At 45.3% G+C, this 22,626-nt stretch carries 22 protein-coding genes and 2 pseudogenes; 14 read left to right on the top strand and 10 right to left on the bottom strand.

Annotation, left to right across the window (positions count from 1 at the left end; genetic code table 11):
* Nucleotides 1-45: 45 nt before the first annotated feature.
* The 4 genes from ACIFQM_RS21695 (at nucleotide 46) to ACIFQM_RS21680 (ending at nucleotide 5,005) form a co-directional block, all read left to right on the top strand.
* Nucleotides 46-1,701: a helix-turn-helix domain-containing protein gene (locus ACIFQM_RS21695; RefSeq protein ID WP_430041474.1), complete on the top strand. Its 1,656-nt coding sequence runs from the start codon at nucleotides 46-48 to the stop codon at nucleotides 1,699-1,701.
* A gap of 181 nt (nucleotides 1,702-1,882) precedes the next feature.
* Entirely contained in the window at nucleotides 1,883-2,833 is a 951-nt protein-coding gene (locus ACIFQM_RS21690) for an iron-hydroxamate ABC transporter substrate-binding protein (protein WP_430066111.1), read from the top strand.
* 160 nt (nucleotides 2,834-2,993) lie between these two features.
* The gene (locus ACIFQM_RS21685) at nucleotides 2,994-4,001 is read left to right on the top strand and encodes a FecCD family ABC transporter permease (protein WP_430041470.1); all 1,008 of its coding nucleotides are present in this window, start codon (nucleotides 2,994-2,996) and stop codon (nucleotides 3,999-4,001) included.
* Nucleotides 3,998-5,005, top strand: a complete 1,008-nt coding sequence (locus tag ACIFQM_RS21680) for a FecCD family ABC transporter permease (protein WP_430041469.1) — start codon at nucleotides 3,998-4,000, stop codon at nucleotides 5,003-5,005. Before ACIFQM_RS21685 ends, ACIFQM_RS21680 begins: the two co-directional genes overlap by 4 nt.
* A 200-nt stretch (nucleotides 5,006-5,205) precedes the next feature.
* On the opposite strand, the gene ACIFQM_RS21675 is transcribed toward ACIFQM_RS21680, so the two are convergent.
* The 3 genes from ACIFQM_RS21675 to ACIFQM_RS21665 are packed head-to-tail and all read right to left on the bottom strand — an operon-like array spanning nucleotide 5,206 to nucleotide 7,640.
* Nucleotides 5,206-6,207, bottom strand: a complete 1,002-nt coding sequence (locus ACIFQM_RS21675; protein WP_430041468.1) for an alpha/beta hydrolase family protein — start codon at nucleotides 6,205-6,207, stop codon at nucleotides 5,206-5,208.
* The gene (locus ACIFQM_RS21670) at nucleotides 6,204-6,857 is read right to left on the bottom strand and encodes a GNAT family N-acetyltransferase (RefSeq protein ID WP_430041466.1); all 654 of its coding nucleotides are present in this window, start codon (nucleotides 6,855-6,857) and stop codon (nucleotides 6,204-6,206) included. Before ACIFQM_RS21670 ends, ACIFQM_RS21675 begins: the two co-directional genes overlap by 4 nt.
* Before the next feature lie 27 nt (nucleotides 6,858-6,884).
* Nucleotides 6,885-7,640, bottom strand: coding sequence for a MerR family transcriptional regulator (locus tag ACIFQM_RS21665; RefSeq protein ID WP_430041464.1), 756 nt, complete (start codon nucleotides 7,638-7,640; stop codon nucleotides 6,885-6,887).
* A 201-nt stretch (nucleotides 7,641-7,841) separates the two neighbouring features.
* On the opposite strand from ACIFQM_RS21665, the gene ACIFQM_RS21660 reads away from it, so the two are divergent.
* Nucleotides 7,842-8,720 carry a radical SAM/SPASM domain-containing protein gene (locus tag ACIFQM_RS21660; protein WP_044647084.1) on the top strand — a complete coding sequence of 293 codons (879 nt, stop codon included), beginning with the start codon at nucleotides 7,842-7,844 and terminating at the stop codon, nucleotides 8,718-8,720.
* 142 nt (nucleotides 8,721-8,862) lie between these two features.
* Here the strand turns inward: ACIFQM_RS21660 and ACIFQM_RS21655 are convergent, their stop codons facing one another.
* Nucleotides 8,863-9,429 (bottom strand): TetR/AcrR family transcriptional regulator, encoded by a 567-nt coding sequence (locus ACIFQM_RS21655; protein WP_430041462.1) that lies wholly within the window; start codon nucleotides 9,427-9,429, stop codon nucleotides 8,863-8,865.
* A 196-nt stretch (nucleotides 9,430-9,625) separates the two neighbouring features.
* Here ACIFQM_RS21655 and lpdA point away from each other — a divergent pair, with 196 nt between their 5' ends.
* The 3 genes from lpdA (at nucleotide 9,626) to ACIFQM_RS21640 (ending at nucleotide 13,046) form a co-directional block, all read left to right on the top strand.
* Nucleotides 9,626-11,011: a dihydrolipoyl dehydrogenase gene (gene lpdA / locus ACIFQM_RS21650; RefSeq protein ID WP_430041460.1), complete on the top strand. Its 1,386-nt coding sequence runs from the start codon at nucleotides 9,626-9,628 to the stop codon at nucleotides 11,009-11,011.
* A 120-nt stretch (nucleotides 11,012-11,131) separates the two neighbouring features.
* Nucleotides 11,132-11,533, top strand: a complete 402-nt coding sequence (locus ACIFQM_RS21645; RefSeq protein ID WP_430041459.1) for a hypothetical protein — start codon at nucleotides 11,132-11,134, stop codon at nucleotides 11,531-11,533.
* Nucleotides 11,534-11,546: 13 nt separating this feature from the next.
* Nucleotides 11,547-13,046 (top strand): AraC family transcriptional regulator, encoded by a 1,500-nt coding sequence (locus tag ACIFQM_RS21640; protein WP_430047829.1) that lies wholly within the window; start codon nucleotides 11,547-11,549, stop codon nucleotides 13,044-13,046.
* Nucleotides 13,047-13,160: 114 nt separating this feature from the next.
* Here ACIFQM_RS21640 and ACIFQM_RS21635 read toward each other — a convergent pair whose 3' ends face one another.
* The 4 genes from ACIFQM_RS21635 to ACIFQM_RS21620 form a co-directional block, all read right to left on the bottom strand.
* Entirely contained in the window at nucleotides 13,161-13,571 is a 411-nt protein-coding gene (locus ACIFQM_RS21635; protein WP_430041455.1) for a DUF4183 domain-containing protein, read from the bottom strand.
* A gap of 84 nt (nucleotides 13,572-13,655) precedes the next feature.
* Nucleotides 13,656-14,471: a DNA alkylation repair protein gene (locus ACIFQM_RS21630; protein WP_430041496.1), complete on the bottom strand. Its 816-nt coding sequence runs from the start codon at nucleotides 14,469-14,471 to the stop codon at nucleotides 13,656-13,658.
* 87 nt (nucleotides 14,472-14,558) lie between these two features.
* Nucleotides 14,559-15,095 carry a peroxiredoxin-like family protein gene (locus ACIFQM_RS21625; RefSeq protein ID WP_430041453.1) on the bottom strand — a complete coding sequence of 179 codons (537 nt, stop codon included), beginning with the start codon at nucleotides 15,093-15,095 and terminating at the stop codon, nucleotides 14,559-14,561.
* A gap of 191 nt (nucleotides 15,096-15,286) precedes the next feature.
* Nucleotides 15,287-15,961, bottom strand: coding sequence for a Crp/Fnr family transcriptional regulator (locus ACIFQM_RS21620; protein ID WP_430041451.1), 675 nt, complete (start codon nucleotides 15,959-15,961; stop codon nucleotides 15,287-15,289).
* Between the two features lie 196 nt (nucleotides 15,962-16,157).
* Here ACIFQM_RS21620 and ACIFQM_RS21615 point away from each other — a divergent pair.
* Nucleotides 16,158-16,368 (top strand): annotated as a pseudogene (locus ACIFQM_RS21615) (ankyrin repeat domain-containing protein); the annotation flags it as partial.
* 100 nt (nucleotides 16,369-16,468) lie between these two features.
* On the opposite strand, the pseudogene ACIFQM_RS21610 reads toward ACIFQM_RS21615, so the two are convergent.
* Nucleotides 16,469-16,630, bottom strand: a pseudogene (locus ACIFQM_RS21610) (LysR family transcriptional regulator); the annotation flags it as partial.
* Nucleotides 16,631-16,982: 352 nt separating this feature from the next.
* Between ACIFQM_RS21610 and ACIFQM_RS21605 the strand changes: the two are divergent.
* The 3 genes from ACIFQM_RS21605 (at nucleotide 16,983) to ACIFQM_RS21595 (ending at nucleotide 20,639) form a co-directional block, all read left to right on the top strand.
* Entirely contained in the window at nucleotides 16,983-17,729 is a 747-nt protein-coding gene (locus tag ACIFQM_RS21605) for a DeoR/GlpR family DNA-binding transcription regulator (protein ID WP_044647095.1), read from the top strand.
* A gap of 2 nt (nucleotides 17,730-17,731) precedes the next feature.
* Nucleotides 17,732-18,643, top strand: a complete 912-nt coding sequence (gene pfkB / locus ACIFQM_RS21600; protein ID WP_430041450.1) for a 1-phosphofructokinase — start codon at nucleotides 17,732-17,734, stop codon at nucleotides 18,641-18,643.
* A gap of 67 nt (nucleotides 18,644-18,710) precedes the next feature.
* On the top strand, nucleotides 18,711-20,639 hold the full coding sequence (locus ACIFQM_RS21595) for a PTS fructose transporter subunit IIABC (protein ID WP_430066109.1): 1,929 nt from the start codon (nucleotides 18,711-18,713) through the stop codon (nucleotides 20,637-20,639).
* A 102-nt stretch (nucleotides 20,640-20,741) separates the two neighbouring features.
* Here the strand turns inward: ACIFQM_RS21595 and ACIFQM_RS21590 are convergent, their stop codons facing one another.
* On the bottom strand, nucleotides 20,742-21,617 hold the full coding sequence (locus tag ACIFQM_RS21590; RefSeq protein ID WP_430041446.1) for a LysR family transcriptional regulator: 876 nt from the start codon (nucleotides 21,615-21,617) through the stop codon (nucleotides 20,742-20,744).
* Nucleotides 21,618-21,728: 111 nt separating this feature from the next.
* On the opposite strand from ACIFQM_RS21590, the gene ACIFQM_RS21585 reads away from it, so the two are divergent.
* Both ACIFQM_RS21585 and ACIFQM_RS21580 read left to right on the top strand, forming a co-directional pair.
* Nucleotides 21,729-22,115 (top strand): tautomerase family protein, encoded by a 387-nt coding sequence (locus ACIFQM_RS21585; protein WP_430041445.1) that lies wholly within the window; start codon nucleotides 21,729-21,731, stop codon nucleotides 22,113-22,115.
* Between the two features lie 68 nt (nucleotides 22,116-22,183).
* Nucleotides 22,184-22,510, top strand: a complete 327-nt coding sequence (locus tag ACIFQM_RS21580) for a carboxymuconolactone decarboxylase family protein (RefSeq protein ID WP_430041443.1) — start codon at nucleotides 22,184-22,186, stop codon at nucleotides 22,508-22,510.
* The last annotated feature ends 116 nt before the right edge of the window (nucleotides 22,511-22,626 follow it).

Raw genomic sequence — 22,626 nt, 5'->3', positions numbered from 1 at the left:
GGACTGAAAGACGTTCCTCAATATTTTGTAATGGAGGCTTTGCTTGTGGATAACGTTGTCTCGGAGTGGGCAGAGTCCCATTTTCCTTTATATACGGCTGACAGTATCCATTCGCTGTACAGCACCTCGAATTTTCCGATGTATAAGATTCATGAGAGTGTAACCGTGCTGATTGCGATTGCCAGCGGCAAAGGTATTCTCAGGATTAATGATCAAATGTACGAGCTCATGGAAGGGAGCGTCATCCTTCTCCCGGCCCATAGCCATGCCGCTTTAATTACGAATCTCCAGCAACCACTTCATGCTTATAAGCTTTTAATCCGTACGCGAGAGCAGGCAAATCCTCTACCCACAGGTGTAATGATGCGGAAAAGCGAGGTGGCCTCTAATGCTAATATTCAGTTTTTTCCTTATGAACCTGCGATTGTGGCCCATGTGGAGGAGCTGTATATCCATCGTTTACCTGCTAGTGAAGCCCGTCATGTGCAGAATCAAATTATATTTCACCAAATCATTCTTCTACTGTTGAAACAGCAGGAGGCCAAGTATGCTGCCAGTGAGCAGCCGTCGATGGAACACAGTATTACTTATTTGGAAAACAACTATAGCGAAAAAATAATGCGTGAGCAGTTGGCCGCGATTGCAGGCGTAAGCCGATCACATTATTCTATCCAGTTTAAGCAGCTTACCGGTTTTTCCCCGAACGAATATTTGTCGCGGCTGCGTGTTCACCGAGCCAAAGAGCTGTTAATAAGCGGATCAGGCACGCTTCGGGAAATTGCAATGAAGGTAGGTTACAAGGATGAATTTTATCTAAGCCGTCGTTTTAAGCAGCATACAGGAGCATCACCTTCAAGCTACAACCGCGGATCATCCCAACGTGTGGCTGTATTGCTCATACCTTACGCCAGCCATCTGTTGCTGCTTGGATTGGAACCTGCTGTCACCATTTCGGAAAGCAGCGAATATGTGAAGACGAATGGTCTGGAGCCGCCGCAAACGATGAAGTTTATAAGCACGAACTGCTCTGCTGAACAGGTGAACTCGGTATTGCTCGATACCCACATTGAGCTGATCATTGCAGCCAAACAGCATTTGCACCAATATGGGCTGAATCCTGAGCATTTGCGAGTTGTAGCGCCTATCGTGGAAATTTCATGGATGGAAATGGGATGGAAAGAGCATCTGCGTCGTATCGCACATGCTGTTCAGCGGAGCGATCGGGCAGAGCAGTGGTTGGCTGCTTTTGAAAAGGAAGAACAGGCAGCCCGCTCTCTGGTACAGCAATGCGGAGTCGCTAATGAAATCATAACGATTTTGGTGATTAAGCCGGATAAGCTGCTCGTTTACGGAGCGAGAAATGTCGGATATATTATCTATCAATCGCTTGGACTACGGCCTCCTGAATTGATCGGGCAGGAGATGAAGAAGCTAGGGGATCAATTTCATTCCATTCCCATTGAGATATCCCAACTCGCAGCTTATGCAGGGTCGCAATTATTGGTTGCAGTGTTTCCGGATGAGAAGGGCTCCACCGCACATAGTGAAATGGTATTCAAGTCCTCCTATTGGAACAGCCTTCCCGCTGTACAGCGGAATAATGTACGTCTGCTTGACCTGGATGAATGGTTGCCCTACAATCCGGTTTCTATTCGTTTGCAGCTTCAACGCGCGGTAGCTTTATTTACAAGTGATCAATAGTCCAAGTCATTTTCCAAACAAAAAGGCATGGTTCGGCGCATAGTGGTTCCATATAATTAGTTCATACAAATGAGAATGAATTTCATAATCAATGAAAAGGGTACGAAGTTCAAGATTAGTATCTTATCTACGATATGATGATTCATTGAACATAGCGTTTTGAAAGGGAGAGAGTTATTTTATGAGAAAGCTGTTTATTCCGCTGGTACTTTTACTTGTGGTTGTATTGAGTGCTTGTGGAGGAAATCAGGCGAACCATGCCGAGAATGGTAAAAGTTCGTCCTCTGAGGCTACTTCGGATTCGAAATCGAAATCTACCACTTTCGTCTATCAATCCGAGAATGGCCCCGTAGAGGTTCCGACTCATCCACAACGCGTCGTTGTGCTTACCAGATTTTTAACGGGTAACGTGATGGCACTCGGTGTGCCTCTGGTTGGCGTGGACGAAATGTCCAAGACCAACCCGAATTTTGAAGAAAAGCTGAAAGGCGCCGAGGCGGTAACAGACGAAAGTCTGGAGAAGATCATCGAGTTGAATCCGGATCTGATTATCGGGCTTTCAGATATTAAAAATGTCGATAAATTTAAGCAAATCGCTCCTACTGTCACTTATACATATGGCAAGGTGGATTTCTTAACCCAGCAACGTGAAATCGGCAAATTGTTGAATAAAGAAAAAGAAGCACAAGCCTGGATTGATGATTTTACAGCCCGTGCCCAAAAAGCCGAAAAAGAAATCAAGGCGAAGATTGGTGCCAATGCGACGGTTTCGGTCATCGAGACATTCAATAAGCAGCTCTTTGTCTATGGCGATAACTTTGGCCGTGGAACCGAAATTCTCTATCAGGAGTTCGGACTCGCCATGCCGAAGAAAGTGAAGGAGGCGACCCAGAAAGAAGGATATCTTGCCTTATCGACGGAGGTTATGAAGGATTACCTGGGTGACTATGTCATTTTCAGTAAAAACGCGGATGAGGATAATTCGTTCCAGAATACCGAAACGTACAAGAATATTCCCGCGGTCAAAAATCAACGTGTCTTCGAGGCCGACGCGAAGGCGTTCTACTTTAACGATCCACTGAGTATGGAATACCAATTGAAATTTTTCATTCAACATTTTCTCGGCCAGTAAACGTTGATTCCTATTTCGGGACCGCAACGATTAGGGACGTCTACGATTCAAAGCATGGCAACGATAGGCCTTTCGTTGTAAATCATTTTTATTCGATGCGAAGGAACTGGTTATCTAACAGTTTCTTCGCATATTTCATTAAAGAAGAGATGAGAGTCCGATGAAGATTAAACAACATGCCTTTCCTTTTGCGTATAAGCTCTTTGGCAGTGTGCTGGCGCTCATTGTGTGTTTCATCATTTCAATGATATTCGGTGCAGCGGAAACGACGCTCCACGACCTGTGGCTTGCTCTCACCTCGGGTACCAAGGATGACAAGATTCTCATGCTGCGTGAGATTCGGCTACCCCGCGAGCTGGGGGCGATGCTGGTTGGTGCCGCTTTTGCTGTGTCCGGTGCTATTATGCAGGGAGTTACCCGCAATCCGCTGGCCGATCCGGGCTTGCTGGGCCTGACTTCCGGCGCCAATATGGCGCTCGCATTGGCTTTCGTATTCATCCCGGGCATAAACTACTTCGGCATCATGGTAGCCTGCTTTCTCGGGGCCGCTCTGGGCGCAGTTTTGGTCATCGTCCTTGGCTCAATTCGTCGAGGCAATCTGTCCCCGATCCGAGTCGTTCTAGCGGGAGCGGCTGTATCCGCGTTTCTGTATGCCATCTCGGATGGCGTCAGCATCGCATTCAAAATTTCAAAGGATGTATCCATGTGGACTGCCGGGGGTCTGATCGGAACGACGTGGGGACAAATACAGGCCATTGCACCAGTCATCCTTCTTGGCATCATGGTAGCTCTGATGCTTTCCAACCAACTGAGTATTCTCAGCCTGAGTGACGAGGTGGCGGCTGGATTGGGGCAAAATCTGGTATGGATTAAATCCATCCTGTTCGTCCTTGTCATTGCGATTACGGGTGCATCGGTCGCGCTTGTTGGAAACATGGCATTCGTGGGGCTGATGATTCCTCATATTGTCCGTAAAATGGTTGGCACCGATTATAGGTATATCCTGCCTTTCTCGACTTTTGTAGGAGCTACGTTCATGCTGCTTGCAGATACGCTGGGCCGCACGATTAATACACCTTACGAGACGCCGGTGGCAGCGATCGTGGCGATGCTGGGCTTGCCCTTTTTTCTGCTCGTTGTGCGTAGAGGAGGTAAAGCTTTCTTATGATTCTGTCCGCACTTGTTCGAAAACAACGCCTGATCCTGCTCGTCAGTTTAGGGCTAATTATTCTAACCGCTATAGCCAGCATGGCCTGGGGATACTCGTCTTTGTCGTTTGACAGGCTGCTCCCTGTTTTGTTCGGTCAAGGCACCTTCAAAGAAGAATTTGTTCTGTTCTCTGTCCGGCTGCCACGGATTTTTATTACGTTGCTATCGGGCATGGCGCTTGCGTTATCCGGCTCTATTCTGCAAAGTATCACCCGTAACGACTTGGCCGACCCAGGCATCATCGGCATTAATTCTGGCGCGGGCGTAGCGATTGCGTGCTTCTTTCTGTATTTCCCGATTGATGTCGGATCGTTCGTCTATGTTCTGCCACTTGTCGCTTTTATGGGCGCATTAATAACAGCAGCTTTGATCTATGTTTTCTCGTATAGCCGAGCGAGCGGACTTGATCCCATCCGGCTGGTGTTGGTCGGGGTTGGTTTCTCGCTTGCGCTGTCGGGGATCATGATTGTAATCATCTCCTCGGCGGAACGCTCGAAGGTCGATTTTATCGCGAAATGGATTGCGGGCAATATATGGGGCACGGACTGGCCGTTCATTTGGGCGCTGCTTCCCTGGCTGATCCTGCTTATACCGTTTACCTTGTACAAGTCGCAACGTCTCAATCTTCTTGCTTTGAGCGAGCCGTCGGCGATTGGCGTCGGTCTGAAGCTTGAACGGGAACGCCTCGTTCTCATTCTGACGGCGGTCGCTGCGGCTGCATCTGCGGTATCTGTCACGGGTGGTATCGCGTTTATCGGGTTGATGGCCCCGCACATGGCCAAGGCCCTGGTCGGGCCACGCAATCAGTTGTTCATTCCCGTCGCGGTTCTGCTCGGTGGATGGTTGCTGTTAATCGCGGACACAGTCGGTCGCAATCTCACAGATCCCGACGGTATTCCCGCAGGCATCATGGTGTCGTTAATTGGTGTGCCTTATTTTGCTTATTTACTGCTTAGGAAGTAGCACCGACGCGAAGTCAGGCAGGCTAATTCAAGTAGTCCAGAGCTAGAGAGCTAGAGTCCCGCAATATCAATCCTTAAAAAACGGCAGAGATGTCGTTTTTTATTAGTTTATAAGTTCTGATTTCGAAGTACTACCATGACTGCGATTTCCAAGATAGGATACGTTGTATCTATGAGGAGATTGATTGCAGTATTTTGTATTCAGTAAATTAAATAATCGGCGAGGATTTTCAAGTACTCATCATTCACCAATTTTCTAGGGGAAAATACGGCTGTTAAAAAAGTTAGAGATTTTGAATGTGCGACTTTTTCATTCATCATGGAATGGTTGGCTTCAGGTAAATGGATGACGGACAGCAGCTCTGAAGGCACCTTCTGTCGATATACTCGTTCAGTATCTTTTACATCAACGTTAATATCTTTTCCAGCCAGAACCAAGAGTACAGGAGAATTAAAGTAGCCTAATTCTTCGGTGGAATCAGACCGGAAATTTTTGCCTATAAAGCTCCATCTTTCTTTGGAAATCAAATTGTCTGGGTTGGCTATTTTCAGGTATTCTTCATAAGAAGCTTGTTTTTGTAGTAATTGCAAAATCTGTTGATTGTAGTCCAATCTCTTTGTAATTTTTTGCGGAGTAGCCCCTTCCTGTTCCATCTCTTTTCTGGTGTTAAATTGCCCTTGTGTAATCCAGTTCACGGCGGGCGATACAAGGATGCTGAAAGCAATATTGTGCTCCTTTTTAACGATCTTCGGAATGACCCATCCAGCTTGACTGGCTCCCCATAGGCCGATTTTTTGCTTATCAATCATCGGTAAGGTTCTCGCCCAGTCTATTGCATATCGGATCTCCTGTGCCCGGTCCTCCATGCTTTGATCCAGCCAATTTCCAGGAGCGCCATTAATACCGGGCTTATTTAAGGATAAGGAGGCGTAACCCTTGGAAGCGAACCTTTCCCACAGCGGTTTGTATCCATCATCATATGTGTCATTGATAGGACCATCCCCATGGACAAAAACAACCAGTCCAACCTTTCCCGAGTAGTCCTTAGGCAAAGCTAATGTACCCGTTAATACCCCTTTAGGAGTCGTAATTTGTATTTTTTCTTCCGTCATCTTGTAGGAATCTTGATATAGAATAATCAATATTAAGGCAACAGCTAGACCTGACGCAATACCAAGGATAAGCTTGGATGTTCTTTTCAAAGGTGTTCTCTCCTCGAATGCAGTTTAGTTTCTTTCCAAGTCATCAGATGCCATACAGGCTCCTTGAACCAAAAATGTCGCAATCCATTGCATTTGGATTGTTCTACTTCAAACGCTAGTTTCTGATACAAACGGATGGCCCCCTGGTTCTTATGCTCTACATGAAGCGTCAACACATGAAAACCGGATTCAACCGTAAATTGCTGTGCGAAAGCTAGAAAACGTCGTCCTATTCCCTGATTACGATGACTTGAGCGAATCGCCAAATGATCAATATAGCACTCATCTGAGGCAGGCTTATATTCCAGCGCATGCATACCTGTCAAAAATTTAAATACATTGAAGCAGCCAAACTGTTTTATGAGCGGAGCCCAAGAAATGGGTTTTGTTTTAGGGAGCGAAGAGGAAGGTACTTTCCATTTGAGGGAGAGAATACCGACAACTTCTTGGTTCTCTTTAACTACAAATTGCTTCATAGTTGAAGGATTAGGGTCTTGAACCCAGACCTTCATGAGTAACTGCTGTATATCCTGATCCTCCAGTGTAACAAGAGCTTGAAATTTAGTTTTAAATGATTCCACTAAGAGCTTACATACAGCTTCATAATCTTGCTTTTGATAAGCAACAATGTCAATTGATTCTGGACTCATGTAACGGCCTCCCGCACTCTAAAAAGTTTATTTTACTTGTACTTGAATCTCATATTGCAGCTTGTTGTTGTCGAACATGGATAGGTAGGATTTTTCTACTAAAATAATCTTGCTTTGGCACTTATATTGGTGCTGAGTGACATAGCGCTCTAATTGTTGGATTTCATACTCAATCTCGTCGTCTTCAGTGACGGAAAAATGCTTATAAAGATAGCTACCTTCTTCCAGAATATAGTCAGCTGTTTCTGTCGTTTCATAACATAGCTTCACTTGTCCAGAGTCAGATAGATAATGCAGATCATTTTCAAATAACTGAGGTGGAGCGGGTCGTTGTTCGAATAAATCCCTGGCAGTGAGCTCTTGATCTCTCTCAAATGCAAACCAGAGCTTTAAATGTCGGGGACCTAGCAGCCTAATCTGATACTCATTGTCCTGATGAGTGAGGTTATGATGTTCTTTTAGCACTTTGTGAATAAACTGTTCGAGCAACTTCAAATTAGCTATTTCATCCTGTACCCTCTGCAACGAATCCTCTAAAAGCTGGTTGTAATCATTGGCAGCGTAGGAAGTCATGCATTCTTCAATCTGACCCACAGAGACATTTAATTTACGTAGCAATAAAATATGGGAAAGCTGATAAATTTCATCAAGCCCGTACATTCGATATTGATTTTTTTCTGTGTATGACGGATACAGGATCCCCTTTTCTTCAAAATATCGCAGTTGATGTACAGATACATTCATAAGCTGTGAAAGCTGGCTGATCGTAACGTGCTTTTTCAATGACAAGACTCCTTATGGTGTAGTTGAATAACTTCACTATAAACCTTAGGTCAGACCTAAGGTCAATAGCAAATTGAGGACAGCAAAAGATGAGCAAATGAACGAACATAAATGATTTACCTATCAGTGATAACCCGTTATAATCATAAGATTAGTGAGCATAAACAAGATGCTTAGGATGAAGGTTAGAATGGGGAAATCATGTTGAAGACTTTCAAAAAGGTATATATTGAAATTACAAGTATCTGTAATCTCGCTTGCAGCTTTTGCCCTCAGACGCAGCGTGTTAAAAAATTTATTGATCCTGAAATTTTTCGCGACGTTCTTGACCAGGTCAAGCCGCATACGGATTTCATTTATTTGCATGTAAAAGGAGAGCCGTTGCTCCATCCGAAGATTGATCTTTTGCTGGAGAGCGCTCATGAAAAAGGCTTGAAGGTGAATATTACCACCAACGGCACTTTGCTGCCCAAAACCGGACATAAGCTGTTGGGTCAACCCGCGCTACGGCAGATGAATTTTTCGCTTCACAGCTTTGACGGGCATGAAGGCTCGGTAGATCGGGAAGGGTATTTGGGCAATATTTTTACGTTTGTAAGGGAAGCTGTGAAGCATAATGTCATTATCTCGTTCCGTCTCTGGAACCTGACTCAAGATAATTTGACGAATGTGCAGCGTCAGCGCAACCGGGAGACACTTGAACGACTGGAGCAGGAGTTTGGGCTGGACTACCGGATTGAGGAAAAGGTTATACCTGGGAGTGGGATTAAAATTGCCCCCAACGTTTATTTGAATCAGGATCACGAATTTGAATGGCCTAGCCTGAGTGCCCCTGAGGATGATGGAAAAGGCTTTTGCCATGCGCTTCGCAGCCAGGCGGCGGTATTGGTGGATGGAACAGTTGTCCCTTGCTGTCTGGATGGGGAAGGCGTCATTAATTTAGGTAACGTACATGAGCAATCTTTTTCCGACATTGTTGAAGGGGAACGTGCAAATCGCTTGTACTTTGGGTTCTCCAAGAGAGAAGCGGTGGAAGAGCTGTGCCGCAAATGCGGGTACCGTAAACGCTTTGGAACATAACTGAGATTTGGCAGGTGGAGACTTCGAATCTCTGACAAATCGCTATCCCCGTTTTGAGCTTAGGTCCATAGGGAAAAGCCGCTAAATACCAAGGATTGATTGGTGTTTAGCGGCTTTTTTCGCACGTAAAACATGCTCACATTCAATTGTTAACCAGCGCTTTGGCGTGCTGTTTGCCTGCTGAGAGAAGGCTGTCGCTCAGTTCAGGATCATTAACTGAACGTGCAAGCACAAGAGAACCGATCATACTGCTGAACAACGCGCTACCTTTGGACAGATCCATTCCTGCCAAACGGGAGATAAACGTAATCATTCGTTCCAGCTCCTGCGTGAATATCTGCCGGATTTCTTCGGAAGAACGGGCTATGTCTACGGAAAGGGCAGGAATAATACATCCAATTTCTGTTCGATCACGGTGATAGGTGCTTAAATAGTAGTCTATGACAACATTAATTTGGGGATCTTGCTTTTCTTGGTCAACGGCCTTCTGAAGGAGTGCGAGGGTATCACTGACTGCATAGCGACAGGCTTCGGCGACTAGCTCTTCTTTGTTGTCAAAGTGTGAATAGAACCCGCCGTGAGTTAATCCGGCGCCTTTCATAATAAAGGGCACACTTACATCGTGGATACCGTTGGCACGAAAAGCCTGGGCAGCACTTTCAACGATCTTGCTCCGCACTTTCATCTTATGGCCTTTTGGGTAAGGCATTGTAATCACTCCACGGCTTCATAATGCTAGCTTCAAAATATTATAATCATCATAATAAAATGTGTCAATTGCTCTTCATGCCACGACAACTTCAGTAGAGCTGATCGCGACTATTGACGTATACAAAATATGATGACTATAATATATTATGATCATCATATTTAAATAGGGCAATTTTAAAGGGAGGCATCAGGTTATGAGCAAGCTTGAATCTGTAGATACACTGGTCATTGGATCAGGACCGGGAGGTTATGTGGCGGCATTGCGTTCTTCTCAGCTTGGAATGAAGACAGCGATTGTCGAACGCAGTCAGCTAGGTGGAGTCTGCACGCATGTAGGCTGCATTCCATCCAAAGCTTTGATTGCCGAAGCACATCGTTATGAGATACTCAGGCAGTTCAATCAGGCCGATACAGCAGCGTCATTCGTGAATGCTCAAGCCTTCAAGCAGGGGATTGTGAATAAGCAGGCAGGCGGAGTCGGATATTTAATGAAAACGGCAGGCGTGAGTATTCTGGAAGGGGAGGCAAGCCTGGTTGACGAGCATACAGCCATCATCAAGCAAAATGGAGCGGAACAAACCATCTCCTTTAAGCATGTCATATTGGCAACTGGTTCCCGCCCAATCGAGTTGAAAGCCTTTCCGTTCGGCGGACGTATTTTGTCTTCTACAGAGGCGCTTTCGCTCCCAGAGGCTCCGACCAGTCTGGTCGTGATAGGCGGTGGATATATCGGCGTCGAGCTTGGACAGATGTATGCCAAATTTGGAACAAAGGTAACGATTCTGGAGGGAGGGGAACGGATATTGCCGGGGTTTGAGGTGGATCTTGTGGCCCCTGTTGTCAAGCAGTTGAAAACAGATGGTGTAAACATCGTAACTGGTGCGACAGCCGAAAAAGCCGTGCAGAATACGGATACCATTACGCTGCATTATTCAAAAGATCAGGAGCAGCATCGTGTTACCGCAGAGTTTGTATTAGTAACTGTAGGCAGAAAACCCAATACAGATGGCAGGTTAGGACTGGAGCACATTGGCTTGCCAGTGACAAGCAGGGGGCTGATCGAGACAGACGAGCAGTGTAGAACAGCTATTCCCCATATTTTTGCCATTGGAGATATTACAGCGGGTCCAGCGCTTGCCCACAAAGCTTCCTATGAAGCGAAGATTGCAGCAGAAGCGATAGCAGGTCAAGCTGCTAAAGTGGATTATAAAGCCATACCGCTGGTTGTTTTTTCTGAACCGGAGCTGGCTAGTGTTGGTCTAAGTGAAACTGAAGCCAAGGAAAAAGCCTTACCGATTGTCATTGGCAGAGCTTCTTTTTCGATTAACGGCAGAGCATTGGCACTAGGGGCAGCAGAGGGGTATATCAAAATCGTAGCAAAGCAGGACTCGGGAATCGTACTGGGGGCGCAAATGGTGGGTGTCGAGGCGTCAACACTCATTTCGGAGCTTGCTCTAGCCATCGAGATGGGCGCAACCGTAGAAGACTTGGCTCTAACCATTCATCCCCATCCTACATTGGGAGAAGTAATTATGGAGGCTGCGGAGAACGCGGTCAGAAAAATGGATAGTACAAAGTAAAGGCTCCGTAAGAATCACTTCATTGCCTGTGAGAATGATTATCAACTATAATGGGTTATAGTTTGAATCTGAATGCGATCAGGTACGTGGATGGTTTGGATCGGGGGCTGGACAAAAGCAATGAAATTAAATGATCACATCTTGCTCTGGAATCATGTTTTTATACAAGTGATGGATGTTCGTCATAAGAAAATGGGTAAAGGGGAGGAGTTGCGAACCTATAGACTTCCGGCCAGTGCGTTCTTGTATACTCTGCGCGGAAGTGCGCGAGTGCGGCTGGACGACAGCATTCATAGGCTGGGGCGTTTCCATGTGCTGCATGGGGGAAAAGGGATGTGCCTGAGTATCATTACGGAAGATGTGCTTGAATATTACATCATTCTGTACAAGGCAACGTTGGCCCTGCCCGGTCGCAAGGAGATTGCACAATTGTTGGAAAAGGAGAATCCTTTTCAGAATCAGTATGCTTTCGCACCTCATTATCCGCTGCGTCAAAGCTTTATTTCATCAATTTGTATATGAGCTGTTGCAGCAGTTGTATCGACAAGGCATTGAACCCCTTAAGCCCGACCTGGTAGCGCAGGCTGTAGCTTATATTCGTGAGCACTCTAGCCGATCTTTGACACTTGAGTCCATTGCAGAGGAACTGGAGTGCAGCGCTGGGCATCTATCGAGGCTGTTCAAGAATAAAATGCACACCAGTCCGATTCATTACTTGGGTCAGGTACGGACAGATCGAGCAGTTCAGCTTTTAATGCAGACGGATGCTACTTTACAGGAAATTGCGGAGAGTGTGGGGTATCCGGATGCTCATTCATTAAGCCGCAGCTTCAAAAAATACAAGGGAGTATCTCCCGTACGATTCAAAAAAGAGCGGCAACATCATTTCGGAAAGCAAGATCAGGATATGCCCCAAACGATGCTAAAATATGCCCTTCAGCAGACACCTTTGACGCGTTATACTGATATCGATTATCAATATCAGTATAACGCGGAGGGAGATTTATTTATGCACGGAAGAGTCAAAATAACGGCCATGATGATTATGCTGTGTTTATCATTGATGCTGGGAGCTTGTTCCGCTCCTACAAATACAAATGGAAGCTCGCAGACAGAGACTAATCATACAACGACATCATCCAATGAGGATGGACAGGCAACGGTACAAGCAAAAACAAGAATAGTATCGACACTAAAAGGGGATGTAGAAGTACCTGCAAACCCGAAACGAGTTGCATCTGATCAGTATATGGGTCATCTTTTGAAACTGGGGATTATTCCGATAGGAGTCAGAAGCTTTATGCTGAATGAGGCTTGGATTGATAAATCGGGATATCCAAAAGAGAAGTTGGCCGGAATCAAGGATCTCGGCGAATTCCCTATGAATCTGGAGAAGCTGACGGTTCTGCAACCGGATTTAATTATAGGTTCGATAGAAAAAAACATCGACAGCTACCAAAAGGTTGGAACAACTGTGTTCCTGCCATATTGGGAGGGCGAATCTACAGCGGGGCCGCTGGATAAATTTCGCAGAATCAGTGAAATCTTTGGCAAGCAGAAAGAAGCGGAGCAGTGGATCACTGAATATGAGAAGAAAGTCGCAGAGGCCAGAAAGAAAATTGACGGTATCGTTAAAGATGGTGAGACGGTTTCCATCGTGCAAGTCGCGAATAAATCAGTATATGTTTTAGCGGCAGAAGGCGGAAATTACGGAAGTCCAACCATTTATCAGATGCTAAAGCTGCCACCTACGAAGAAAGCTTTAAACATGAAAGAAGGATTCGAAAGTATTTCGCTTGAGGTTTTGCCTGAGTATACAGGGGATCATATCTTTGTATATGGTTCTGAAGATGAAGGGGCCAGTCAAGTTCTAAATAGTGAGCTGTGGAAAGGCCTTCCGGCTGTAAAAAAAGGACAGGTTTATATGTATGGCTCATTCAGCGAAAAGGGCGATGAGTTTGTCATGGAAGATCCATATTCGCTGGAGCTTCAACTCGACACTATTGTGAATATCCTATTAGCCCACAAAAAATAAACTTTTATATAACATTTCCGATAAATCATTTGGTTCAAAGAGAAATAAACCGCTAAATACGAGGGGAAACCCTGTGTTTGGCGGTTTTTTATGGTTATTTTATGATGAGTCAGCTCAGTCGCTTATAGTAGTCGTCACTGTGACGTTGTTGACAGAGGTTGAGGAGGCGCTAGTGTTGAAATTGATCACCTCAATGACTACCGTTACGCCAACAATCAATCCTGTATTTATGATTAGATTAGCAGTGGAAAGCGTTGTTAACCCGCCTCGCTGTAACGTTCCATTTATAAATACATTATAGTATCCGCTACTGGTGGGAACGATAAGTCTGTTTGCCGCGACTGAAGTACCACTATCATTTGTAAAACTTTGTGCTGGGATGGTGGTCACTCCTCCTAAAATGTTTCCAAGCACCACAGGAGCTGTGTAACGATTGACGATTGGAGTGATATTAATATTCGTTGTGACAGCTATGTTTCCAGAAACGATGCTGTCAGCTTTCAGATAGATTCGGATAATAGACAAAGGAATTCCTCCATTTCTAATATTCCAGATATATCTGATAGTTTATGTGTATCATCTGGATATGGATTGGATGGGGAAGAGTCTCTAACTACTGTTTTTTTTCAAGCTTCTTGTGGCTCGTGTGACTATTCGTTTCGTTTCTTTTGTATCCGAAGTCTTCAGCCATGTATCACAAACTTGAAGCACCCACTCGGGATTTGTTTTACTGGCATCATTCAGCCAATTGCCCACGGAGTCCTGTACATATTTGACTGTGTCGGATTTGACAGCTTCCAAAAGTGGAAGAGCCAGCTCTGGGTGTTCTTTTAATTCGGGAATATGCTTGGCCCAGACACCTTGTGGCCGTGTTGATTCGATGGCAAAACGACGGATATTAGCATCCTGATCCTGTACCCAACCATTTAGCAGTTGAAGCGCTTCAACCAGTTGCTTGGAAATCGGTTCTCTCACGGCCATCCAGGCAATTTCACGCACCCCAAAATGTGAATCTGCTGCAAAAGGGCGAATGCTCGCCAATTTCTGTTCTACACTTAAAAGGGGATCAACCCCGATGATATAGGCAGCCCAGCAGCGGATACTGTCTGAAAGATGAGAGGCCATCGCATCAAAGATTCGAGAGCGTTCTTCCTGTGCTTGCTGCTCGAACAGGTTCAGCCATGCTCGCGCGATTGCAGGGATCATTTTCATGATCTTCTTTTCCTGCAAATGGTTCAGCTCGGAGAGAAAGACATCGGATTCTCGCTGTAAGCCAAATTCATCAAGAGCATTTCGTAGCAGTACAATATGATCGACAGCCAGCCATTCGGTGAGATTCACCGTCTCAAGCTGCCCCTGCTGTAGCAGTCGAACCACATCATCAGGGATATCTATTCCTTTGCGAGCCCCTTTTCGTTGTAAAATCGTATCTGCAATTGGAATGAGCCTTTTACTATTCATACTTTATTCCCGCCTTTTTAGATAAATCGAACGATCTTCTAAGCGATTAAGCTAGAGAGAATGAAGAACATGTAGTACCTCCGAAGGTTCCATACGCTTTTTGTAATCAGCATCAGCATATCCTGCACGAATGATACCTTCTTTATCAATTACATAGGTAGCGGGTACTGGCAGCTCCCAGACATTGTCACCATTAAATGAATCCAGTGGAATGTCTAATGTTCTGTAAATTCCATGTGCATATTCAGGCAGTTTGAATTTGAGATTGTATTTTTCTGCTATTTGATTATGCAGGTCACTTAACACAGGGAAACTCAATTCGTTCTTTTGCTGTACTATAGTTGAATACTTGGGAGTTTGTGGACTAATCGCGATTAATTGAGCATGGGCGGACGTAATACCATCTATGATTCGCTGATATGCTTGTAGCTCCAGATTGCAGAATGGACACCAGCCCCCTCTGTAAAAAATAAGAACAACAGGGCCTTTTGTTGTTGCTTCAGATAAGGTTATGGTCTGGCCTGTAAGGTCAGGTAAACTAAATTCCGGCGCTTTGGTTCCAATGCTTAATCCATAAGTGGCATTCATATTGCGAATATCCTAGATCGACTTATCAAATATATCCAGTACTTCTGAAGGAAGCATTTTTTCCATGTCTGCTTTGGCTGCATTCAGTTCTCTTTGTAAATTTTGATTGTCCATTTCATCCACTCCATATCGTAGGTTTTCCAAGTAGCTATACGATACTTCTTTTCTCTGGACTATAGATGTAATGTAGCTTACAACTCCAGCAGCTTTTCCCGATGGATGTAAATGGTTTTAAATCCGGTCTTAATGACCTTCTCTTTTACAAGCTCCTGTAAGGCAGCAGTCACCGCTTCTCGGGTTGCTCCGACTAAATGAGCGATTTCTTGATGGGATAGCGGGAAATTGATTTTATAATACTCATCTTCACTTTGGAGAGAGAACTGATCGGACAGTTTTATAAGAACATACAAAATTTTATCCTGTAAATTCCCCAAAGCCAGATGTTGGGCCAAACGGCTCATACCTGAGATTCTATCGCTTAACACTTTGATCAAGCTCATCATGAATCGCGGATGTTGCAATAAAAAATGTTCGAATCGATTTTTATCCATCAAACAGATATCGCATTCTTCTATGGCTTCTATATACATATCCCGTGTTCCTAATGAGATGATGTCCATGTCACCAAATACATTTCCTTCGCTGAGGATGTCCAAAGTAAATTGCTTCCCATCCGCATTCAGCTTGTACAGACGGACCTTTCCCTTTTTCACAAAATAAAGTCCCTCGGAAAAGGTATCCGGGGTTTGAATAAATGTATTTTTCGGTAGGGTCGTAATGGAAGTCATTTGATCCATTTCAACTAAATCTTCTAATGAGAGACTATCAAGCAGATTGAATTGGGATAGGTATTGAATGCTATTCATATGTTCTCCTTATGGTTGCTGGTGACGTACAGAATCATAATACAATTATAGCTTCTCTAAGGAACTTTGGTCTTCTATTACTCACCTTTTTATAAAGGAGAAGGTAATGAGCGCTTGGGAATCAGGCGGTTTTATGTTAAAGAGGGGATGGTATAAAATAGAGATATATACGAGATACATATGAAAGGGAATGACTATGATCAAATTAAAAGATATCGGTAATTTCGAGGTTCTTCCTGAGATCGCAATGCATATCGTTGAAGGGAATATACGTACTCAGCAAATATACAACATTAAGTCCCTTGGACATTACGCTCATTTACGGGCAGTTGGATGTGTTGAAGCTGCTGGTGGAGCAGGGAGTTCAACTCAATGTGAAAGACAACCCCGCATTCCTGATGGCTCTTTGCTGTGTCCAGCACGATAAGGGCTTTACAGATGGCGATTGAATTTTGGAGCTGGAGCATTGTAGGTTCGACATAAGGAGAATAATCGCTCCCGTGTCTAGCTTTCCTTTTCACGCATGACAAAGGGCTCATGCATCATCTCCAATAAAGTGATCTGCTGATTAGCATAGCGGTGGTCCGGTGCGACTACAAACCATAGCTCATCACGAAATAATTCTTTTGTCTCAATCGTATCCGGGTGTTGCTCCGGCAGTCCCCCATAGCAGACCGGTCCAATATAGCGTTGACTCAGTTGGATGGGATGGCCGAAATCTGCTAAGCACAGAGGGGACCAACCCGAGTGTTTAGCTTTTTTTGCTGTGGTAAAATAACATGGATTGGAACGTCAGAACGTTTTTGAACGTTTACTGCTGAATTCCTATGTAAGAAGAATGGATTTACATAAAAATGGATGTCATCCCCTTTCAATGTAAACGCAACCAAGGCGATGGGGCTTGGAATTCACCATTTTGTAAAAAAATAAAGTTAGAATGAAGTTTTTTGAATCTTTTTGAAGAAAATTGATTGTTTTTTGTGAGGTTTATGGTACGATATGAACAGTTGGGGGAATGAAGATGCTGACGGAAGAAAGATACAAGTTAATAATACAGCGCTTACAAGAACGCGGTGTTGTGAAGTTGCAGGAATTGGTCGATCTGTTGGGCGCTTCTGAATCAACGATTCGGCGTGATTTAATCGATCTTGAAGCCCGTCAGTTGCTAAAGCGGATTCATGGTGGGGCATCCTTGCTGAATCAGAAAAGTCAGGAACCCGGCATGGAAGAAAAAGCATTCAAAAACGTTCAACAGAAAAACGCAGTCGCCCGTATGGCCGCCAAAGAAATTTTGGATGGCGAATGTATTTATCTGGATGCGGGAACAACAACGATGGCGATGATTCCTTACATTGAAGCTAAAGACGTGACGGTCGTGACCAATGGTCTATCCCACGTAGAAGCACTGGTAAGCAAACGAATCAGAAGCTATCTACTGGGAGGGATGATGAAAATTCATACCAAGGCCGTAATCGGGAGTATTGCCCTGCAGAATATGGACAATTTTCGGTTCGACAAGTGCTTTTTAGGAACGAACGGGGTAGATGTGGAAATGGGGTATACAACTCCTGATCCCGAAGAGGCGCTGATTAAACGTCGTGCCCATCAGCTATCAGGCAAAACGTATGTGTTGGCCGATTCCAGTAAGATTGGTGAAGTTACCTTTGCCAAGCTGTTCGAACTGAAGGAAGCTATCCTTATTACAGAATCGGTGCCTGAACGCTCACGTCGATCCATTGCTCAGAAAACTAAGATAATCGAGGGATAACGATGATATATACAGTAACACTGAACCCTTCCATTGATTATATCGTGGAAGTTGAAGACTTGAAGCTTGGTGATTTGAACCGGATGAAACGTGATTTGAAACTGCCGGGCGGCAAGGGGATTAATGTATCGCGTGTGTTGAATCAGTTGGGAGCAGACAGCACGGCGATTGGTTTTCTCGGAGGATTCACAGGCAGGTTTATCAACGATACATTGCGGGAGGAATCCATTAAAACTAATTTTGTAACCATCGAAGATGATACACGAATCAACATTAAGCTCAAGCATGGCGATGAGACGGAAATTAATGGTTTGGGACCTGCTATACGTGAGCAAGAGGCAGATGCACTGGTGCAAAAGCTGTCGGGTCTACAGAAAAATGACATTGTCGTCTTGTCTGGAAGCATCCCGCCGTCACTAGGGGGAGACTTCTATGATCGGCTGATTAGCGTATGCCAGCAGACCGGGGCTGAATTCGTCATCGACACCACAGGTGAAGCGCTGATGAAGGCACTGGTCCATAAGCCACTGCTCGTCAAGCCGAATCACCATGAACTGGCTGAGCTGTTTGGCGTAACTATCAACTCCAAGGAGGGGATTGTCACTTACGGCCGTAAGCTGCTGGAGGCAGGTGCTAAGAATGTACTGATTTCCATGGCAGGAGAAGGAGCTTTGTTCATTACGGTAGACGAAGTGTATCACGCTAATGTACCGGCAGGAACGGTTAAAAATTCTGTAGGCGCAGGTGATTCCATGATTGCTGGATTTGTGGGTACGCTGGCCCTTCATGGCGACCCGATCGAAGCATTCCGTGCGGGTGTGGCATCTGGAAGCGCAACCGCGTTCTCCGATGATCTGGCTACAAGAGAGAAAATTGAACAATTACGGTCGCAAGTCGCGATTTCGAATTGGTAATCCCGCTACATCATGATCTTATTAGGCGTGTGTCGACACGCTGATCGAACTTAGGAGAGTGTGAAAAATGAGAATAACAGACCTGATGATTAAAGAAACGATGATCATGGACTTGCAGGCAACGACAAAAGACGGGGCGATTGAGGAACTTATCGCCAGTCTCGAAGCCAGCGGACGCATTAATGACCGGGCATTGTTCAAGGAAATGATTTACAAACGCGAAGCAGAATCCAGCACCGGAATTGGCGGCGGCATTGCGATGCCGCATGCCAAGACCAAAGCTGTGAAGGAAGCGACGGTCGTTTTTGCAAAAAGCAGTAAAGGCGTAGATTTCGAATCGTTGGACGGTGAGCCGGCGAAAGTCTTTTTCATGATTGCGGCTCCAGAGGGAGCAGCGAATACGCATCTTCGCACACTGGCGGCGCTTTCGCGGTTATTAATTGATACCGATTTCATCGGTAAGCTTATGAATACGCAAACACCGGATGAAGTATCCGAGCTGTTTGATACCAAGCAGGCTGAAGAAGAAGCTGCTAAAGCAGCAAAAGAAACAAAGAAGGAAGCTGCCAAGGCACAGCAAACACCGGACGTTATCGTTGGCAACCCGGATTCTGATGAATTTGTGGTTGCGGTTACCGCTTGTCCTACAGGTATCGCGCACACGTTTATGGCTGAAGACGCTCTCATTAAGAAAGCGAAGGAGATGGGCGTGAATATCCGTGTAGAAACGAACGGCTCGGAAGGCGCGCAAAACGTACTGACGGTAGATGAAATTCGGCGTGCCAAAGGTGTAATCGTCGCAGCCGACAAGAAGGTGGAAATGGCCCGCTTCGACGGCAAGCCTGTATTGCAAAGACCGGTAAGCGACGGTATCCGTAAATCCGAAGAACTGATCCGCAAAGCGCTGAACGGCGATGCTCCAATCTATCGTAGTGAAGGCAAGGGCAGCGCTGAAGAGGCGAAAGCGGAAAAAACTAGCGTCGGCAGTAAAATTTACAAGGATTTAATGAACGGTATCTCTCATATGCTGCCATTCGTTGTAGGCGGCGGGATTTTGCTGGCGATTTCCTTCCTGTTCGAGCAGGTAGCGGGAGCGGATAATCCGATCTTTAAACTGTTACAAACGATTGGCGGCGGAACGGGTGCGTTTCACTTCCTGATTCCTGTTCTTGCCGGGTTTATCGCGATGAGTATTGGGGATCGTCCGGCACTGATGCCAGGTATGGTCGGCGGTTTGATGGCTGTAAACTCTAATGCCGGTTTCCTGGGCGGTCTGGCAGCAGGTTTCCTGGCTGGTTATGTGGTTATCTTCCTGCGTAAAGCTTTTGCAGGTCTGCCTAAAGCACTGGATGGTTTAAAACCAATCCTGTTATACCCGGTATTTGGACTCCTAATTTCAGGCGCGATTATGTTCTACCTGTTCGATCCGATTTTCGGTGGTATTAATACATGGCTTGTCAATGTTCTGAACAATTTGGGTACAGGAAATGCAGTGATTCTGGGTCTGATTCTGGGCGGAATGATGTCGATTGACATGGGTGGACCTTTCAACAAAGCGGCTTATGCATTTTCAATCGGTGTCTTTACTTCCAGTGGTAACACGAACGGGGCTATGATGGCTGCTGTTATGGCGGGCGGTATGGTACCTCCGCTGGCGATCGCATTGGCTTCGACGTTCTTCAAAAATAAATTTACTGAGCAAGAGCGCAAGTCTGGTTTGACAAATTATGTACTCGGTTTGTCCTTTATTACGGAAGGAGCAATTCCATTCGCAGCTGCTGATCCTCTGCGCGTCTTAACCTCTTGTATTGTAGGTTCAGCGATTGCTGGTGGTCTGACACAGTTTTGGAAAATCAATCTTCCAGCTCCACATGGAGGAATTTTTGTAGCAGCTCTTGCCAATCATGCTTTGCTGTTCTTGCTTGCAGTGGCGATTGGCTCCGTGATTTCCGCGCTCATTCTGGGGTTGTGGAAAAAACCGCTTGAAGCGAAATAACTGGCATTAGCCGCTAAACACCAGATTTCTGAGTGTTTGGCGGCTTTTTGTTTATGCAAAGGTGTCGGCTTGCGAACTAAAACGATTTGCGCCTGGCCTGAGCTATCGCCTACAAAGCTCCTTAACCAGTTGCATAAACAGCTTTCGGGCTGAGGACATATATTGCTGATGCTGGTTGCTCTGTAATAGTCCAATAGGAATATTAGGGTCTGCTAGCTGGAGGGGTAAGGTGACCAGGTCATCCGGCAGAGGGAATGACGATAGAACCACTCCGACCGAAGGAATCGTTTTTACAAATGAAGGTATAGACGAGATTTGGCTTACGGTATAAAAAAACGGCATCGACGGAAAGCGGGAAAGCTCTTTTTCCAGCCGGATATGGTACAGGCAGTTCTTCCCTCCAACGATAAGCGGGTACTCATACAGGTCTTCGAGATGAAGCTCGCTTTTTACAGCGAAGGGATGATCACGGGATACAATAAAGGCGATTTGTTCGTGATACACAGATTCAAAGTGCAGGGCAGGAACCGAGTGAGGTTCCCCGCAAATTGCAAAATCAAGCATGTTGTCCATCAAAGCGTTCGAGAGCGTATCCGTGTTTCCAACTGTAAAATGGCACGACATATTCGGTTTGTGCTCCCGAAACTGAAGCAGAACCGCGGGCAGTACGGAAGCCGCCACTGTTTCGATCACACCGATGTGGAGGGTGCCGATTTCCTCCTTTTTCAGAGAGTTGGCCTGATCCAATACATAATTCCAATGCTGAATAAGCCCATTTACCTCTTCTGCATACACTTTGCCTGAGGCCGTTAATTCTGCATCCCAACCTCGTTTAAAAAGCTGAAATCCCAGCTCCTTCTCCAGCCTCTGGATTTGGCTTGTAACAGTAGACTGCGCGTAGTTTAATTTGGCGGCAGCTTTTGAGAAGGTTCCTTCTTCAATGATAGTACGAAACGTGGTTAGCTCTTTCAGATCCATGAACACTCATCTCCATCGGTAAAAATGAATATATTTATGATTATTTTCAATTATATAGATGAAAATAGATAGAGTACAATTAATGTATCCCAACGGACAGGAGAGATAAACATGCCATTTGTACGCGTAGGTTACATGGAGGATCAATACACAGAGAAGGAGTTGCCTGGGATTAGCTGCAGTATCATGAACGCTTTGATCGAACATTTTCAGGTGCCGGCACAAGATTATTTTCAGGTTTTTCATGCTCATAAGGAGAGCGGGTTTTATTATAGTCCGGATTATTTGGATGTACTCAGAACGGACAAGCTGCTTTATATCCAAATTACGATGGGATCGGGTAGAACTACGGAGCAAAAAAAGAGTTTCTACCAAATGTTAGCTGAACTCTTATCCACCGAATGTAAGATCAGGCCGGAGGATGTATTTGTAACACTGGTGGAAGCTGAATTAGAGGATTGGTCCTTTGGCAACGGGCTTGCCCAGATGATTCTTTAGCTGGAAACTGCACATTTGCATACGATCTGCATAACTGCACAACGGGGACGAAGGGAAGTGCTGAATGAATGAAGCATAAATTAATCATGTCGAGTGTGCGGGAAAAGGTTGGTGATTTTGCACCCGCTTTTGTGAGCTATACAGAGGATGTTCTTTTTGGGGATGTATGGAGAAGAAGCGAGCTATCTCTCAGAGAACGGAGTCTCATAACCGTTTCCGCCTTGGTAGCGGGTGAGCATGGGGGGCAGCTTCCCTATCATCTGAATTTGGCCAAGGATAACGGATTATCGGAAGAAGAACTGGTTGAGGTCATCACTCAGCTTGCCTTTTATGTAGGATGGCCCCGAGCCGCCTCAGCGATTCAAATCGCCAAAGACGTATTTCGGGGAGGGTGATGGAAACCATTCTCGGGCTCAGTGGCACAGTTTATTTAAGAACCACTTTGTTTTCGTGAAGTGGTTTTTGATTTCTCTCGGACGTCTTCATCACATGAATCATGTCGTATCTATGT

This window comes from Paenibacillus sp. NRS-1782, assembly GCF_050467685.1.
Classification (GTDB): Bacteria; Bacillota; Bacilli; order Paenibacillales; family Paenibacillaceae; genus Paenibacillus; species Paenibacillus terrae_A.
Note: the sequence above shows the minus strand (reverse complement) of the source record. Positions and strands in the feature narration are given on the sequence as shown.

Excerpts from the sequence above, each read along its gene's own strand:
- ACIFQM_RS21690 (WP_430066111.1), top strand. The coding sequence starts at position 1,883 with ATGAGAAAGCTGTTTATTCCGCTGGTACTTTTACTTGTGGTTGTATTG.
- ACIFQM_RS21685 (WP_430041470.1), top strand. The coding sequence starts at position 2,994 with ATGAAGATTAAACAACATGCCTTTCCTTTTGCGTATAAGCTCTTTGGC.
- ACIFQM_RS21680 (WP_430041469.1), top strand. The coding sequence starts at position 3,998 with ATGATTCTGTCCGCACTTGTTCGAAAACAACGCCTGATCCTGCTCGTC.
- ACIFQM_RS21670 (WP_430041466.1), bottom strand. The coding sequence starts at position 6,857 with ATGAGTCCAGAATCAATTGACATTGTTGCTTATCAAAAGCAAGATTAT.
- ACIFQM_RS21660 (WP_044647084.1), top strand. The coding sequence starts at position 7,842 with ATGTTGAAGACTTTCAAAAAGGTATATATTGAAATTACAAGTATCTGT.
- ACIFQM_RS21655 (WP_430041462.1), bottom strand. The coding sequence starts at position 9,429 with ATGCCTTACCCAAAAGGCCATAAGATGAAAGTGCGGAGCAAGATCGTT.
- lpdA (WP_430041460.1), top strand. The coding sequence starts at position 9,626 with ATGAGCAAGCTTGAATCTGTAGATACACTGGTCATTGGATCAGGACCG.
- ACIFQM_RS21645 (WP_430041459.1), top strand. The coding sequence starts at position 11,132 with ATGAAATTAAATGATCACATCTTGCTCTGGAATCATGTTTTTATACAA.
- ACIFQM_RS21625 (WP_430041453.1), bottom strand. The coding sequence starts at position 15,095 with ATGAATGCCACTTATGGATTAAGCATTGGAACCAAAGCGCCGGAATTT.
- ACIFQM_RS21620 (WP_430041451.1), bottom strand. The coding sequence starts at position 15,961 with ATGAATAGCATTCAATACCTATCCCAATTCAATCTGCTTGATAGTCTC.
- ACIFQM_RS21605 (WP_044647095.1), top strand. The coding sequence starts at position 16,983 with ATGCTGACGGAAGAAAGATACAAGTTAATAATACAGCGCTTACAAGAA.
- pfkB (WP_430041450.1), top strand. The coding sequence starts at position 17,732 with ATGATATATACAGTAACACTGAACCCTTCCATTGATTATATCGTGGAA.
- ACIFQM_RS21595 (WP_430066109.1), top strand. The coding sequence starts at position 18,711 with ATGAGAATAACAGACCTGATGATTAAAGAAACGATGATCATGGACTTG.
- ACIFQM_RS21590 (WP_430041446.1), bottom strand. The coding sequence starts at position 21,617 with ATGGATCTGAAAGAGCTAACCACGTTTCGTACTATCATTGAAGAAGGA.
- ACIFQM_RS21585 (WP_430041445.1), top strand. The coding sequence starts at position 21,729 with ATGCCATTTGTACGCGTAGGTTACATGGAGGATCAATACACAGAGAAG.
- ACIFQM_RS21580 (WP_430041443.1), top strand. The coding sequence starts at position 22,184 with ATGAAGCATAAATTAATCATGTCGAGTGTGCGGGAAAAGGTTGGTGAT.